Raw genomic sequence first — 13,112 nt, 5'->3', positions numbered from 1 at the left:
AACTATACTCCTCGCTCTCGAATGCACAACGTACTGGAGGATGGCATGAGACAGAGTCCGATAACCAAGGGAAAGCTCGTACTCGGCACCTGGCGGCTGAAGCGAGCTGATTCTGCGACGATTGCATCTCGTCAACGACAGCGACTCGAATCCCATCTCGCGTTCGTCCGACAGCAATCCCGATTCTACAAGCAACGGTACGCAGATATCCCCCAGGGGACGACAGATCTCGAGCACTTCCCGCCAGTGACGAAGTCGACGCTCATGGAGCACTTCGACGACCTCGTCACGGACACGGCGATCACCAAAGCCGAGATCGACGCATTCGTCGCTGACGAGACGAAGATCGGCGAGCGCTTCCTCGGCACGTATCCGGTTTGGACAACCTCTGGGACGACAGGTGAACCGGGGGTGTTCGTCCAGGATGAGACCGCATGGACTATTTCAGACGTATTGGGTGATCGGTGGATTGTGCCCGCAATGGCCGGAACTTCGCCACTCTCCAGACTCTTCACACAGAATCTCCGCATCGGACTCGTCGCTGTCTCGGGCGGTCACTTCGCCGGTGCGGCCGGTCTCGAAATGATGCGTCGAGAATCCGTCTATGGAGAGCGTCGCCTTCGGCTCTTTTCTCCAAAGAGCCCGATCGACGACCTGATCTCCGATCTGAACCAGTACCAGCCCGCCATCCTCGAAGGCTACTCGACCGTCCTCGTCGAGTTGGCGCGAGCCCAGCAGGATGGTCGACTCAACATCAGCCCCGCACTCGTGATGCCCACAGCAGAACCAATCTCGGAGGCACAAAAGAACGTTCTCAGACGGGCTTTCGATTGTGTGGTCCGAGAACTCTATGGGGCGACGGAATTCGTCCCGATTGCCGTCGAGTGCGAACACGGAAATCTCCACGCCAACATCGACTGGGTCGTGGTCGAACCGGTCGACGAGGACTTTCAGCCGGTCGAACCTGGGACGCCGTCGGACACCGTTCTCATCACGAGCCTCTCGAATCGAGTGCAACCGCTCGTTCGGTACGATCTCGGGGATAGCATCACGATGTACGAAGAACAGTGTCCATGCGGGAGCGCATTCCCCATCATGGAGGTCGGCGGACGGCAAGGAGACATCCTCCAGTTCGAAACCGACGAGGGAGAGGAGGTGCCGATTTTCCCACTCGCACTCTCAAGCATCGTCGAAGAAGTTCCGGGTATCCATCGAACCCAGATTATCCGCACAGCCCCCACAACACTTCAGGTCCGCTTTGATGTCACCCCTGATGCGACCGAGGAAGAAGTCTGGAAGCATATCGAACAGGAGCTTCAGTCGTTCCTTCGTACTCACGGGATTAGCCGCATAACCGTCGAAGCGGCATCTGAGCCTCCACAACGAGAGGAACGAAGTGGGAAGTTCCGGCACGTCTGGTCCGAACTGGTAGAGTAGTCGACCTGAGTTTCAGGACCGTCAGTTCAGCTACGAGCGTGCCCATCAGATCGGGCTATCTTTGAACAGCGAGAGAATCCCGTCCTGAGGCCAAAGGCCGAAGGGTGGACGTGAATCGCGTAAATTCCGTGCCGCGTCCGGTGAACTACCCTGCCCTACCGCGCTCGGGCCTCCCCGGCCCTCGCTTGTTAAGCACAGGGCTTCCTGCTTCGGTGTCGGAACGTGCAGGGAACGTCCCCACAGCGTCCACAAGACGCTCCGCGTCTCGTGCGGCCCGGCAGAACGCTGTTGGCGTTCTGCGGACGGTTCCAGACTCCACAGGCGGCTTCCCTTGACAGGTGGTTCGGAGTGTCCCACTCCTCCCGGTTCGACACTCGGCCACAACCGACGATGCACGCTTGTTGTCGCGTTTGAACACCGCCGGAAGCGTGGTGAGCATCTTACTCTCACCTTCGACCGCTGTGGTAGTAAGGGTGCCGATTCACACGAAACCAAGACGTGCGGGCGCTGTATCCCTCCCTGCTCGCTTCGCTCGCTGCGGATAGCGCGGGACCGTCGGTCCCGCTGACCATGCGAACGGCGTCGCCGTGAGCAGAAGGGGGCTTAGCGCCCTCAATTACAGCTAAATGACGCGAACCAGCCCTGGTCCTCGACGCCATAGAACGGCTGGTGATACTTCACGGCGCGGCGCACGTGTGGCACTTCGCGTTGGATGATCTCGTCGAATTGTGTCGCGATCGCCCGCTTCCAATCCGGCAGCGCCGCGATGTACGCCTTCACCGCTACCGATCCATCGGTATCATCACCCCTTCGCGCCGCCTGGTACCGTTTTTGCCGCTCTTCCCATTCTTGCTCCGTTGGAACCTGGTCCGACAGCTTGATTTCTCCGACGTCTTCGTCCACGATGGTATTCCTCCCTGCTCGGCCTGCTATCGCGGTCACGACCAGGATCGAGTCTGGCTCTTCGGATCCAGAAAACAGGTCGAAGTCCAGCCGTAACGTCCCGCCTCGCCAGTGGCGAGCGAAGCCTACCCAGCCGTCGGGATGATCGTCCTGGATGTCTTGCTCAACCCTGAATAGATCCATCAAGGCTGGAATGACGTCGGCCCCCCATTAGAGCCCCCTGTCCAGATCCGTGAAACGAACCTCCTCGTCATGGTCGGCATGGTAGTAGGGTGCTCTGATCGCTCGATTCGCCATCACGAGTTCAGAGACCCGCTGGATCGTAAGTGGGCCAGACACACGCATACTCACTCACCGATAGGTGGTATGGGAGTGTGACCTCCTCCACGCCCTAAACGGCGTGGGATCCCACCATGGGATATCACCCGAGCGTGGCTTTCGAGGTTTCAACCCGCACTTCCAAGGGAACCAGCAGCATACTGGGGGACCCTCTCGGTTTACCTCCCTCGGGAGGGCTGTGGCCCGGTCACTCAGGCCCCGTCTCCGGCCGAGTCATCGGCATACGTGTGTTCTCTGGTATGACTCTCTCCACCGGAGTAGCATACTGAAACAGGCCAGACAGCCGCTTAAACGTACCGAAAACGGATATTCGGCCCGGTATTGACGGCGGTTGTCGCCCCGGGCCTACCACTCAACCCGCGCCTAAAGACGCGGGTATGCGTTAGACATTCCTATCAATATATCCGCGGTGAGTAGCTATCGCCCGATGCGTACCGATCCGCCGTGCAAATTACCCGCCTTCTACCCTGCACAACGACTGAGAAATTCATTGGATCTGGTATTTGATTATGGGGGCTACAACTCGCACCTTCAGGGTTGAAGCTACACCTGGATGACTTCTAGCGACTGAATTCTCGCTGGAACGGTCCCTGTGTTCGTCCACTCGCCGCCAGCCCGTCGAAGCACAGAGCCAGTGTGCGTTCCTGCAAACACACCACCGTCGGTCTCATCGAGAGCTGTCCACGCGAGTACGAACGCGTCGCCAGCACCAGGATACGAGACGGCATCGAGGGTCTCACCCTCGTCCGTCGACTCGAAGAGCGTGGCGTCCATCTCGCTAACCCATGGCCCTCGGGTCGCCGCCGCATACAGCCGGTCGCCGTGACTGAACGCCTCCCGGAAGTACGGATGATTGTGATCGTCGAGGCGCGTCCAGGAGTCACCGGCATTTCGCGTCCGGTAGAGCCCGCCACCACACGAGACGACCAGTTCGTCACCACTCAGGGAGAGGGCGTGGTGGACGTCGAACTGGAGGTTGTCCTCCCGTTCGTTATGGAGTCCCGCTCGGCGCTCTTCCCATGACTCGCCGCAGTCGTCGCTCACGAGAACGCCGCCGACCTCGACGCCGGCTATCATCCGATCTGGAGTGTCAGGGTGAACACTGAGACTCCTGACGTGGGCTTCGTTGCGGTGGCGAGGGGTGTGCCACGTCTCGCGCGACGGCACATCCTGAAAGCCCGTTAGTTCCCGCCAGGTGGCCCCGTCGTCCGTGGAGATGTATAGGTGCGCGGGATGTGTCCCGGCGTACAGACGTTCGGCGTCGGGACTCTGGACCACCGAGTAGACTTCGCGTCGGGGGACAGCCAGGTCGGTCCAGGTCTCGCCGCCGTCGCGTGAGCGGAACAGACCGGAACGCGTGGCCGCGAACATTGCGTCGCCGAACCGCCGCACGCGAAGGACGAGTTCGCTCTCCAGGACACGCCGCGAATCGGCAATGTCGTCGGTGTAAGCGCGATATACGCCCTCGTCGGTGCCGATAAGGAGCGCCCCGCGGCTCATTGTGCGTCCTCCATGACATCGCCTGAGCGGTTCGCTGTCCGCCGCAAGGCCCCGACGATGGTGATCGCTGCGGTCACGTGCATTAGACCAAGGATCGCGTAGATGACCGTGGGAGCACCCGCGAGCGCCGGCGTGAGAAGGTTGGCGTACGAAAGGACCCACACAGCTGCAGCGATGATGGTGAACGTCCGGTTCGGCCGCGTCGAATAGCGCGCGATGATGCCGTACACGACCGTCGCCCCGATCGCACCGACCGTGGAACTCGCGACGACCGGTCCCCAGCCAAGCGGGAGGGGCGTGAACGCAGGGGGGACATCGAGGACAGCGAGGGCAAGTTCGAGGACGAGAACGTTCACCCCGCTCGCTGTGAGGATCGCGAGGACACCGGACTTCGTCAGTTGGGTAATGCTGACCTGCGTCGAGGCTTCTGCGTCGGCCGCTGTTGCCGTGGTTGGCATACCTCGTCCTATTCCAGGAGCTATCACGGTAGTACCCGTGAACAGGTTCACCAACGTATATACCTCGGACGCGCCCCAAGCAAATCCCGAATGCTATGCCCCGCGTACACTTGAAAATCAACCCCGCAGCGTCCGAGGATTGGCTGGCTACACTGTCGACCGAATTCCCGGACACCGAGTTTCAATTGCTGTCGAGCCATCCCACTGACACTGGGGTACTCGGGATCCTCCAAATACAGGGGCCAGATACGGACGAGATCGTTCGTCGCTTCGACGATGCCTCAGAAGTGCGATCGTATGATCTGTTACATACCGACGAACGATCTGTGCTGATTCGGGCTACGACACCAGTTCCGGAGGGATATCGGGCGAATCGAGAATCTGGAACGCCTCCGAATTTTCCCGCTCGAATGCAAGATGGGTGGATACATACCGAGTTGACGGCTTCGCACGAGCGGCTTTCACAGTTCACCGACGAGTTAGCAGCGGCTGACATTCCGTATCAGATACTGTCGGTGACGCAATCGCACGATTCGACAGAGGAGCTCACCGATCGCCAACAAGAATTCATCACTGAAGCGGTCGAACGGGGCTACTACGATAGCCCCCGCGGCTGTACGCTCACCGAGCTAGCGGAGTCGTTCGATGTCAACAAATCAGCCGCGAGCGGGGTACTTCACCGCGCAGAAGGTCGGATCATCAAGGAGTTCGTCGCAGCGTCGGTCCCAAAAACAGCTCTGGACGGAGCGCCAGAATAGCCACCCCATCTCAAGCTATCGTAGCAGTCGACCGAGCACGAACAAGCCAACGGAAACTCGTTTTCGGAATCTGATTGCTAGTTCACGAGTTTCGGTGAGCACGAACGAACGCCCGTCGCAGGACAGTCAAGAGGATGTATGTCTCGTACTTCTGGGTCCGGCAGTGTTCGCAGGGCTGCATGTCCGTAACTATCTCATCGATTGCGTCGTCGTATTCGTCAGTGAGCGTTGCAAGCGCATCCGTAATCTGGGGCTGGACGGCGTCGATCATCTCTTCGACGGTAGGAGCGGCCGAATCTGGCAGCGAGTACGAGAGAACGATTGTATTCGCGTGATAGTATTTTGTCGTCCCGCCGCGCCCCTCTTCGAAACGAACGACGTCCACGAGGTTGGCATCCCGTAACTCGTTGATGTGGTGGCGAACCGTGTTCTCCGTGCGGTCGACGCCGCGGTCAGCGAGGCGGTCGTGGACCTCGGTCGCAGTCAGGGCCTCGTCGGCCAGAATATCGAGGATCATCGCCCGCATCGGTTCGTCAATGGCGTCCGAAACCCGCGTGTCTCGAACCGCGATGTCGTTGAGACGGTGGTCGGTACCGGAACTATTCATACGTGAATTGAGCGCGAGCATGCGGGAAAAGGTAGCGGGATGCTAGTGAGATGGTTTTTGAGCTAGATCCGACACCAAAGCCTAGATGGCCCGTTTGACTGTTCCAACGAGCTATTCCACCGATAAAACATATCATCTAAAAAATACTTATTGAGGTCTCGGCTCTACATAGAACTGTAATGAGCGACACGACCCAGTTTCGCGTCCTTGACTTCGACTGTCCGACCTGTGCAAGTATCGTCGAACGCGCCCTCGCGAACGTCGATGGCGTCCAGGATGTCGAAGTCCACTACACGACCGGCCGCATCGAAATCGAGTACGACAATAGCATCGCGAACCCCGACGTGTTCGCCCAAACCATCGAAAACCAGGGCTACACTCCTCAACCCGTCTAGAACATGGACAAGAAAAAAGTTACACAGTACTACCGGAAACACCGGAAGGCCATCGTCACGGCGACGAGTGGCCTACTCTACGGCGGTGGCTGGAGCCTGGGATACCTCACTAGCTTCGACACCGCAAGCACCGCCGTGCTCATCCTCGCGGCCGTTGTCGGCGGGTACGACATCGCGAAGATTGCCTATCATGAGGTCACCAACCGGACGCTCGGGATTAAGACCCTCGTAACGCTGGCCGCCATCGGCGCTATCGTCATCGGCGAGTACTGGGAAGCCGCAGCCGTCGTTTTCCTGTTCAGCCTCGGCAGCTACCTCGAGGGCCGGACGATGCGCAAGACTCGGACTGCCCTTCAAGAGTTGCTGGAGATGACGCCCGCAACGGCGACTGTCCGCCGCGACGGGAGACTCCAAGAAGTACCCGCCCGCAAGGTCGATGAGGGTGAAATCGTCGTCGTCAAGCCGGGCGGGAAAATTCCGGTTGACGGCACCGTCGTTGACGGCGAGAGCGCCGTCAACCAGGCGCCGGTCACCGGCGAGAGCGCCCCCGTCTACAAGGCCGACAGCGATGAAGTCTACGCCGGGACGGTCAACCAAGACGGTGCGCTGGAAATTCGGACGACGGGTTCAGGCTCGGATACGACGCTCGAACGGATCATCCGTCGCGTTGAGGAGGCCCAGGAGGCGCAATCGCCCACAGAGAGCCTCATCGATCAGTTCACGAAGTACTATACGCCGGGTATTATCGCGCTGGCTGTCGTCGCGTTCGCGATCACGCAGAACGCGATACTCTCGCTGACACTGTTGGTCATCGGCTGTCCCGGCGCACTGGTCATCGGCCCGCCGGTCAGCATCGTCTCTGCGATCGGGAACGCTGCCCGATCGGGCGTGCTGATGAAGGGCGGCGATCACCTCGAACGCGCTGGCAAGATCGACCTTGTCGCCTTCGACAAGACCGGTACCCTCACGAAAGGTGAAACGCGCGTGGCGGCTTCGCCGTCACGGAAAGGCGAGAACGGCGACGCCGTCCTCGCAGTCGCCGGCGTCGAGGGGGTCGGCGTCACCGACAACGAGGTACTCGCGTTCGCGGCGACCGCCGAGAAGAAAAGCGAACACCATCTCGCCGACGCCATCTTAGACGCGGCCCGCGAACGCCCGACCGCTGCGATGGACGGTGGAACGATGGTCGCCCAATCGGATAACACCGCTGTCAAACTGCAGTCGATACCCGATCCGGATGACTTCGACGTGGTCGCCGGCAAAGGTGTCGTCGCCCACGCCGCCGGTCATGAGCTTATCGTCGGCAACCGGGCACTGCTGGACGATCGCGGTATCGACATCCCCAAGCGCATCACCGAATACGTCCACGAGCGTGAGGCGCGCGGCGAGACGGTCGTCCACGTCGTCCGGGACAGCACCGTTATTGGCGCGATCGCGATGCGCGACGAACTTCGAGAGGCCGCCCCCAGCGTCGTCGCTGCGCTCCAGGACGCTGGCATCGAGACGGTGATGCTCACAGGCGATAACGAGCGGACGGCTGCCGCGATCGCTGACGAGGTCGGTATCGATGAGTACCGTGCCGAACTGCTCCCCGAAGACAAGCAGACCGTCATCGAGAACTACCAGACCGACAGACACGTCGTCGCGATGGTCGGTGACGGCATCAACGACGCGCCGTCGCTGGCGACCGCCGACGTCGGCATCGCGATGGGCGCTGCCGGGACGGATACCGCCATCGAGACAGCAGATATGGCGTTGATGGCCGACGATCTCGACCGCATCCCATACGCAGTTATTCTGAGCAAAGCGACGCGATGGAACGTCCTCGAGAACGTCGGGCTCGCGGTGTTGACCGTTGCCGTCCTGCTCGCGGGCGTGCTCACCAGCTACGTCACCCTCGCCTCCGGGATGCTCATCCACGAGGCCAGCGTCCTCGCGGTCATCCTCAACGGGATGCGGCTGCTTCGCTATTGACCACCAGAAACCATCACTAAAACCAATGACAGCAAATTCAGATACGACTGACACGACCCACACTGGAACCGATTGGCAGATCGATTACGACATCGACCCGATCGAGATCCGCGACCCCGTCGCGGAGGCTCTGGGCGTCCTCGCTCCGGGCGAACCGTTCGTCGTCACATATATGGACGCAATGAAAGAGGCCGGCCACTCCTGTCCGACGGCCTCGGGAGCCTACCGAATTGTCCAACTCGGACTCGAGGCGCTGTATCCCGACGACTATCCGGTCCGAAGCGAAATCGAAGTGCAGGCAGCGGGTCCTCGGGACGACACCGTGTATGGCGTGATGAGTCGCATCATCTCGTACGTGACGGGCGCAACCGAAGACGACGGCTTCGGCGGACTGGCCGGCGGCTACGGCAGCCGCCGCGATCTCTTGCGCTTCGATGTGTTCGATCCGGAGACTGCGGAGCCGACGTTTCGTTTTCGGCGAACTGACACTGACGAGACTGTCGAAGTGACCTACCACGTCAGCGACGTCCCCGACGGCGGGCCCGCAATCGGGAATCTACAGCAAATTCTCGACGGGTCGGCGAGCGAAAAGCAGCGAGCGGACTTCGCTGACGCCTGGCACCGCCGCGTGCAGGTCGTCCTCAGCGACGATTCCCTGTTCACCATCGAAACAATCTGATTGGCAGTCAGGAAACACCGTTTTCTGACGATGCCCGAAGGGGCGAGCAGGGAGTGGCATTAGCGCATCGATTCAGGGAAGAGACAGCCTCTCAGGGGAGAAGTCAGTCAAGCTTCCATGTGCTCCTCAACGAACCAGTGAATGATGTGGCCCTCGGCACGATGGAGCACGTCGCTACACGTTGCGTTCGCGATGTCGAGCGCCTCGGCCACGTCACTCAACGTTGATTCTCGCGGTGCGCGGTAGTAGCCGGCTTCAACCGCGGCCATCAGCACTTCTTGCTGACGGTCAGTCAACAATTGGTCGGCCTGGCTCGCATCGATCTCGCGAACGTACTCGATAGAAAAGCCGATCCCCAGATCGTCGAGGTGGTCTCGGAGGCTCGAGAGACGGCTCGTCGACGTTGTCACCTCCCATGTAGCCTCCCCATTCTGGATGTCGAAGGGCATCTTGAGCGGCACGCCGGCTCGCCAGACCGGGAGGAGTGGGAGCGGGTTCACCGTCTGTATCTGAAGGAGCGCTTCGTCGTCGTGTTTCCAGAGTAGCTCGAGGTCCTCGACGTCGTCGCGGGCCTGAATGTCGGTGATGAGAGGAAGCGGATCGGTCGCAATGAGTCGAACGAGTCCGATCCCAGTTCCTTCGCCGGGGATACTCGTAACGACCTGGAACACTACCTCCGGGTGGGCGGTTGAGAGGTCTTTGATCCAGGTACTGTCCGGAATGTGGATCGTAAGTTTCGCGTGTGGCATCGTCAGTAAGTCTCCTCAACAGGTCGCTCAAAATAGCGCTAGTTGCGAATATGTTAGGTATCTCCTGGAATGTTCGCACTGACGACTAACCAGCAGAGCACTCTAAATCACGTAATAACGGTGCTCCTCCCAAACACGACGATAGACGGACTGAACGCACAATCCCATTTCATCCGTACCTACGTAGCTGGGAGGCTGTTTCGCGCCAGGTATGGCGTAGCAATTGCTGTGTCTCGTGTCCTGCCCACGTCTGTAACCCGGGAGGTGAGTCCTCAATAATGTTCGATATGAGCGAGTGGATCACGAACAATGCTCGGCTCGTCGTTGCCGTCATGATCATCGTGTCCGCGGTCGTCGCTGCTGGTATTCCAATGGTCGAACGCTCGACCTCACTCGACCAGTTCCAAACCGACGCCGACGAGGCTGACGCCCTCGAGTACGCCGACGAGAACTTCTCCAGCGGAACGACGGACACGACATCCGCACAGGTCATCGTGAAAGACGACGACGTACTCGATACGGAGACGCTCATTTCGATGCTCGAATATGAGCGGGCGCTCCGGACCAACGAAACAGTCAACGAAACACTTGTCGAGAACGATTCCGTTCGAAGCGTCGCGAACCTGGTGGCGACCGCGGCAATTCGTGACGAACGGGCCGGCGAGCTGCAAACCCGTGAGCGCGAACTCGCCGGGACGGAGGCAGCACTCGCGGATGCCCTCGATTCGCTCGCCGACGACCAGAACGCCAGCATTCGATCCGCTTTCGAGGCCGTCGACGCGAAGACGTCCGTAAACCTCACCGAGGAGGACTATGAGCTGTTCGCGGACGCCGTCGAGAACCGACGCGGAGAGACAGACGGAAACACGACGACCAACGGAAACACGACAGCCACAGCTCAAAGCGAGACGAGAGCTGGCACCTGGAACGTCACAACACGGATACTCGATGAGGAGTACGCGAGGCTCTCCGAAAACAGGAGCGACCTAGCCAACCTCGACCCCACTCTTGGGGACCAAATCGAGGAGCTCCGATCGCTGAACGATTCGGAGGTCGAAACGCTCGCCGCGGACGTGCTCGCTGGAAATTCGAGCCAATCGGCACGGGCGCTCGCCTTCATGCCCAACTACTACGAACCAGGATCAGCCACAACCAACGCGACGCTGCTCGTGGTGACCCAGGAGACGCCGGGTGGATCGTTCGCGCCGGGTGATGCGCCAGATGAAATCGAGGACTCACAGGTCGCCATGACGGATCTTGCGCCGGATGACGACTCGATGTCCGTCCTGGTTTACGGCGACGGCATCGTGTCCACAGAGATCATGGACTCGATGGTCGACAGCGTCCTGCTGGTCGGCCCGCTGGCCGTCGCCTTCGTCTTGCTCGTGCTCGTGGGCGTCTACAGGGATCCGCTCGACATCCTGCTCGGACTCCTCGGCATCGCGCTCGTACTCGTATGGACGTTCGGCGCGATGGGATGGTTCGACATCGCGTTCAGCCAGCCGTTCATCGTTGTACTCGTCCTCCTCATCGGACTCTCCATCGATTATGGACTCCACGTCGTGATGCGCTATCGTGAGGCCCGTGAGTCAGGCGAGACGCCCCCAAGTCGCGCCATGGCTACCGCACTCGGCAGCGTCGGTGTCGCACTCGTTTACGTCACTGCGACCACCGTCATTGGGTTCCTCTCGAACCTTACGAGTCCGCTCGCGGTCTTCCGCGAACTCGGTATCGTCAGCGCGATTGGAATCGTCGCCACGCTTCTCGTCTTCGGCCTCTTCGTCCCGGCTCTGAAAATCGAACTCGACAAACTTCTCGAAAGACGGGGAATCGACCGGGTAAAACCAGCCGTCGGAACCGGAGGTGGGCCAGTCAATTACCTTCTCGATACGGGCGCGACACTGGCAGCGAAGGCCCCATACGTCGTCATCGCCATCGCACTCCTCGTCAGCGCCGCAGGTGCCTACGGAGCGACGGACATCGACGCCAGTTTCGAGCAGTCGGACTTCCTCGCGGAGGATCCCGATGACTGGCTGAAAGAATTGCCCGGCCCGATCGCACCGGGAACGTACACGGCGGAGACGGCGATCGACACGCTGGACCGGGACTTCGTCAGACAGGACACCACGGCCACGATACTCGTCAAGGGCAACGTGACCGACCCCGCGACACTAGACCGCCTCGACACGGCACGCGCGAACGCCAGCGACATGTCAGCGACGGAGACATACGCTGACGGCGAGGTCGCGGTGACCGACCCGATAACGGTGATGAACCGAGTTGCAGCGGACAACGAGTCGTTTAACCGGACGTTAGCAGCCGCCGACACTGACGGTGACGGCGTCCCAGATAGGAACGTGACTGCCGTCTACGACGAACTCTATCGGGTCGCCCCTGCAGAGGCTGCCGACGTCAGCCACCGCGACGACGGCGAATACCGGGCTGTTCAGATGGTCGTGACCGTCGACAGTAGCGTCGACGACGGAACCGTCCGTAAGCAAATGGAGTGGGTCGCCGCCGACACCGACGGAAAGGATGTTTCGGCAATCGCGACTGGCGACGTCATCGTCAACCAGATCACAGCCGACCAGCTCGCAGAGACGGCGCTGCTGAGTCTAGTCGTCGCGCTGCTGTCGGTACTCGTTGTCCTCGTGGCGGCCTACCGGGTCACTGAAGGGAGCGCCTCGCTCGGCGTCGTTACGATCGTTCCCGTTGCGTTCACTTTGACGTGGGTGCTCGGGACGATGGCGCTGCTTGACATCCCGTTCAACATCGTCACCGGCATGATCACCGGGCTCACTATCGGGCTCGGCGTCGACTACAGCCTCCACGTCAGCGAGCGGTTCAACCAGGAGCTCGCCGACGCAGAGACGGTTGTAGCGGCGCTGCACGAGACCGTGACCGGCACCGGCGGCGCTCTGCTATCGAGCGCGGCGACGACAGCCAGCGGGTTCGTCGTATTACTCGTCGCGATCCTCCCGTTCCTCCAGTCGTTTGGGCTCATTACCGCGCTCACGATCGTCTTCGCGTTCCTTGCCAGCGTGTTCGTCCTTCCGAGCCTGCTAGTCGTCTGGGCACGGTTCGTGGAACATGACACGATCACGGAGCGATTCGATACAGTCACAACGGCGGAGCGCACAGGAAAGTAGCCGAAGGCGGCCCCGATGCTACGCGCACCATCCACCATCCCTACGAGTGTTGAACTCCATTTCGAACGTTTTCGTCATATACTCGAATTACCTGAATCGAGGCGCTACTGTCCCTTCCTCAGCGAGCGCCGACCGAAGGGAAGGCGCGAGCAGGGAGGGGAGAC

The 13,112-nt window shown here is 60.4% G+C and carries 11 protein-coding genes; 6 read left to right on the top strand and 5 right to left on the bottom strand.

All coding sequences use genetic code 11. The annotated features are described in order from the left end of the window. Positions 1-45: 45 nt before the first annotated feature. Positions 46-1,437, top strand: a complete 1,392-nt coding sequence (locus NJU76_RS19085; RefSeq protein ID WP_254533408.1) for a phenylacetate--CoA ligase family protein — start codon at positions 46-48, stop codon at positions 1,435-1,437. 612 nt (positions 1,438-2,049) lie between these two features. On the opposite strand, the gene NJU76_RS19080 is transcribed toward NJU76_RS19085, so the two are convergent. The 3 genes from NJU76_RS19080 to NJU76_RS19070 all read right to left on the bottom strand — a co-directional run bounded on the left by NJU76_RS19080 (position 2,050) and on the right by NJU76_RS19070 (position 4,637). After that, positions 2,050-2,523 (bottom strand): hypothetical protein, encoded by a 474-nt coding sequence (locus tag NJU76_RS19080; protein WP_254533407.1) that lies wholly within the window; start codon positions 2,521-2,523, stop codon positions 2,050-2,052. A gap of 699 nt (positions 2,524-3,222) precedes the next feature. Further along, entirely contained in the window at positions 3,223-4,179 is a 957-nt protein-coding gene (locus NJU76_RS19075) for a WD40/YVTN/BNR-like repeat-containing protein (protein ID WP_254533406.1), read from the bottom strand. Beyond that, positions 4,176-4,637, bottom strand: coding sequence for a DUF6069 family protein (locus NJU76_RS19070; protein WP_254533405.1), 462 nt, complete (start codon positions 4,635-4,637; stop codon positions 4,176-4,178). The genes NJU76_RS19075 and NJU76_RS19070 overlap by 4 nt, the downstream gene beginning before the upstream one ends. Before the next feature lie 437 nt (positions 4,638-5,074). On the opposite strand from NJU76_RS19070, the gene NJU76_RS19065 reads away from it, so the two are divergent. Beyond that, a complete protein-coding gene (locus tag NJU76_RS19065) occupies positions 5,075-5,395 on the top strand; it encodes a helix-turn-helix domain-containing protein (protein ID WP_254533404.1) in 321 nt (106 codons plus the stop codon). Positions 5,396-5,477: 82 nt separating this feature from the next. Here NJU76_RS19065 and NJU76_RS19060 read toward each other — a convergent pair whose 3' ends face one another. Then, positions 5,478-6,002, bottom strand: coding sequence for an ArsR/SmtB family transcription factor (locus tag NJU76_RS19060; protein WP_254533403.1), 525 nt, complete (start codon positions 6,000-6,002; stop codon positions 5,478-5,480). Positions 6,003-6,181: 179 nt separating this feature from the next. Here NJU76_RS19060 and NJU76_RS19055 point away from each other — a divergent pair, with 179 nt between their 5' ends. Genes NJU76_RS19055 through NJU76_RS19045 form a run of 3 tightly spaced genes read left to right on the top strand, consistent with a single transcriptional unit; the run spans position 6,182 to position 9,050 of the window. Further along, positions 6,182-6,397, top strand: coding sequence for a heavy-metal-associated domain-containing protein (locus NJU76_RS19055; RefSeq protein WP_254533402.1), 216 nt, complete (start codon positions 6,182-6,184; stop codon positions 6,395-6,397). 3 nt (positions 6,398-6,400) lie between these two features. Continuing rightward, a complete protein-coding gene (locus NJU76_RS19050) occupies positions 6,401-8,371 on the top strand; it encodes a heavy metal translocating P-type ATPase (RefSeq protein WP_254533401.1) in 1,971 nt (656 codons plus the stop codon). Positions 8,372-8,396: 25 nt separating this feature from the next. After that, positions 8,397-9,050, top strand: a complete 654-nt coding sequence (locus NJU76_RS19045) for a hypothetical protein (RefSeq protein WP_254533400.1) — start codon at positions 8,397-8,399, stop codon at positions 9,048-9,050. 107 nt (positions 9,051-9,157) lie between these two features. Here NJU76_RS19045 and NJU76_RS19040 read toward each other — a convergent pair whose 3' ends face one another. Further along, complete coding sequence (locus NJU76_RS19040; RefSeq protein ID WP_254533399.1) at positions 9,158-9,799, bottom strand: helix-turn-helix domain-containing protein; 642 nt, start codon at positions 9,797-9,799, stop codon at positions 9,158-9,160. A gap of 278 nt (positions 9,800-10,077) precedes the next feature. On the opposite strand from NJU76_RS19040, the gene NJU76_RS19035 reads away from it, so the two are divergent. Next, complete coding sequence (locus tag NJU76_RS19035) at positions 10,078-12,948, top strand: efflux RND transporter permease subunit (protein WP_254533398.1); 2,871 nt, start codon at positions 10,078-10,080, stop codon at positions 12,946-12,948. Positions 12,949-13,112: the final 164 nt, after the last annotated feature.

This window comes from Natrinema gelatinilyticum, from assembly GCF_024266705.1.
Lineage (GTDB): Archaea > Halobacteriota > Halobacteria > Halobacteriales > Natrialbaceae > Natrinema > Natrinema gelatinilyticum.
The sequence above is the reverse complement of the archived record's forward strand: the minus strand, read 5'-3'. Positions and strand labels throughout refer to the sequence as shown.

Excerpts from the sequence above, each read along its gene's own strand:
- NJU76_RS19040 (WP_254533399.1), bottom strand. The coding sequence starts at position 9,799 with ATGCCACACGCGAAACTTACGATCCACATTCCGGACAGTACCTGGATC.
- NJU76_RS19050 (WP_254533401.1), top strand. The coding sequence starts at position 6,401 with ATGGACAAGAAAAAAGTTACACAGTACTACCGGAAACACCGGAAGGCC.
- NJU76_RS19070 (WP_254533405.1), bottom strand. The coding sequence starts at position 4,637 with ATGCCAACCACGGCAACAGCGGCCGACGCAGAAGCCTCGACGCAGGTC.
- NJU76_RS19085 (WP_254533408.1), top strand. The coding sequence starts at position 46 with ATGAGACAGAGTCCGATAACCAAGGGAAAGCTCGTACTCGGCACCTGG.
- NJU76_RS19060 (WP_254533403.1), bottom strand. The coding sequence starts at position 6,002 with ATGAATAGTTCCGGTACCGACCACCGTCTCAACGACATCGCGGTTCGA.
- NJU76_RS19045 (WP_254533400.1), top strand. The coding sequence starts at position 8,397 with ATGACAGCAAATTCAGATACGACTGACACGACCCACACTGGAACCGAT.
- NJU76_RS19075 (WP_254533406.1), bottom strand. The coding sequence starts at position 4,179 with ATGAGCCGCGGGGCGCTCCTTATCGGCACCGACGAGGGCGTATATCGC.
- NJU76_RS19035 (WP_254533398.1), top strand. The coding sequence starts at position 10,078 with ATGTTCGATATGAGCGAGTGGATCACGAACAATGCTCGGCTCGTCGTT.
- NJU76_RS19080 (WP_254533407.1), bottom strand. The coding sequence starts at position 2,523 with ATGGATCTATTCAGGGTTGAGCAAGACATCCAGGACGATCATCCCGAC.
- NJU76_RS19055 (WP_254533402.1), top strand. The coding sequence starts at position 6,182 with ATGAGCGACACGACCCAGTTTCGCGTCCTTGACTTCGACTGTCCGACC.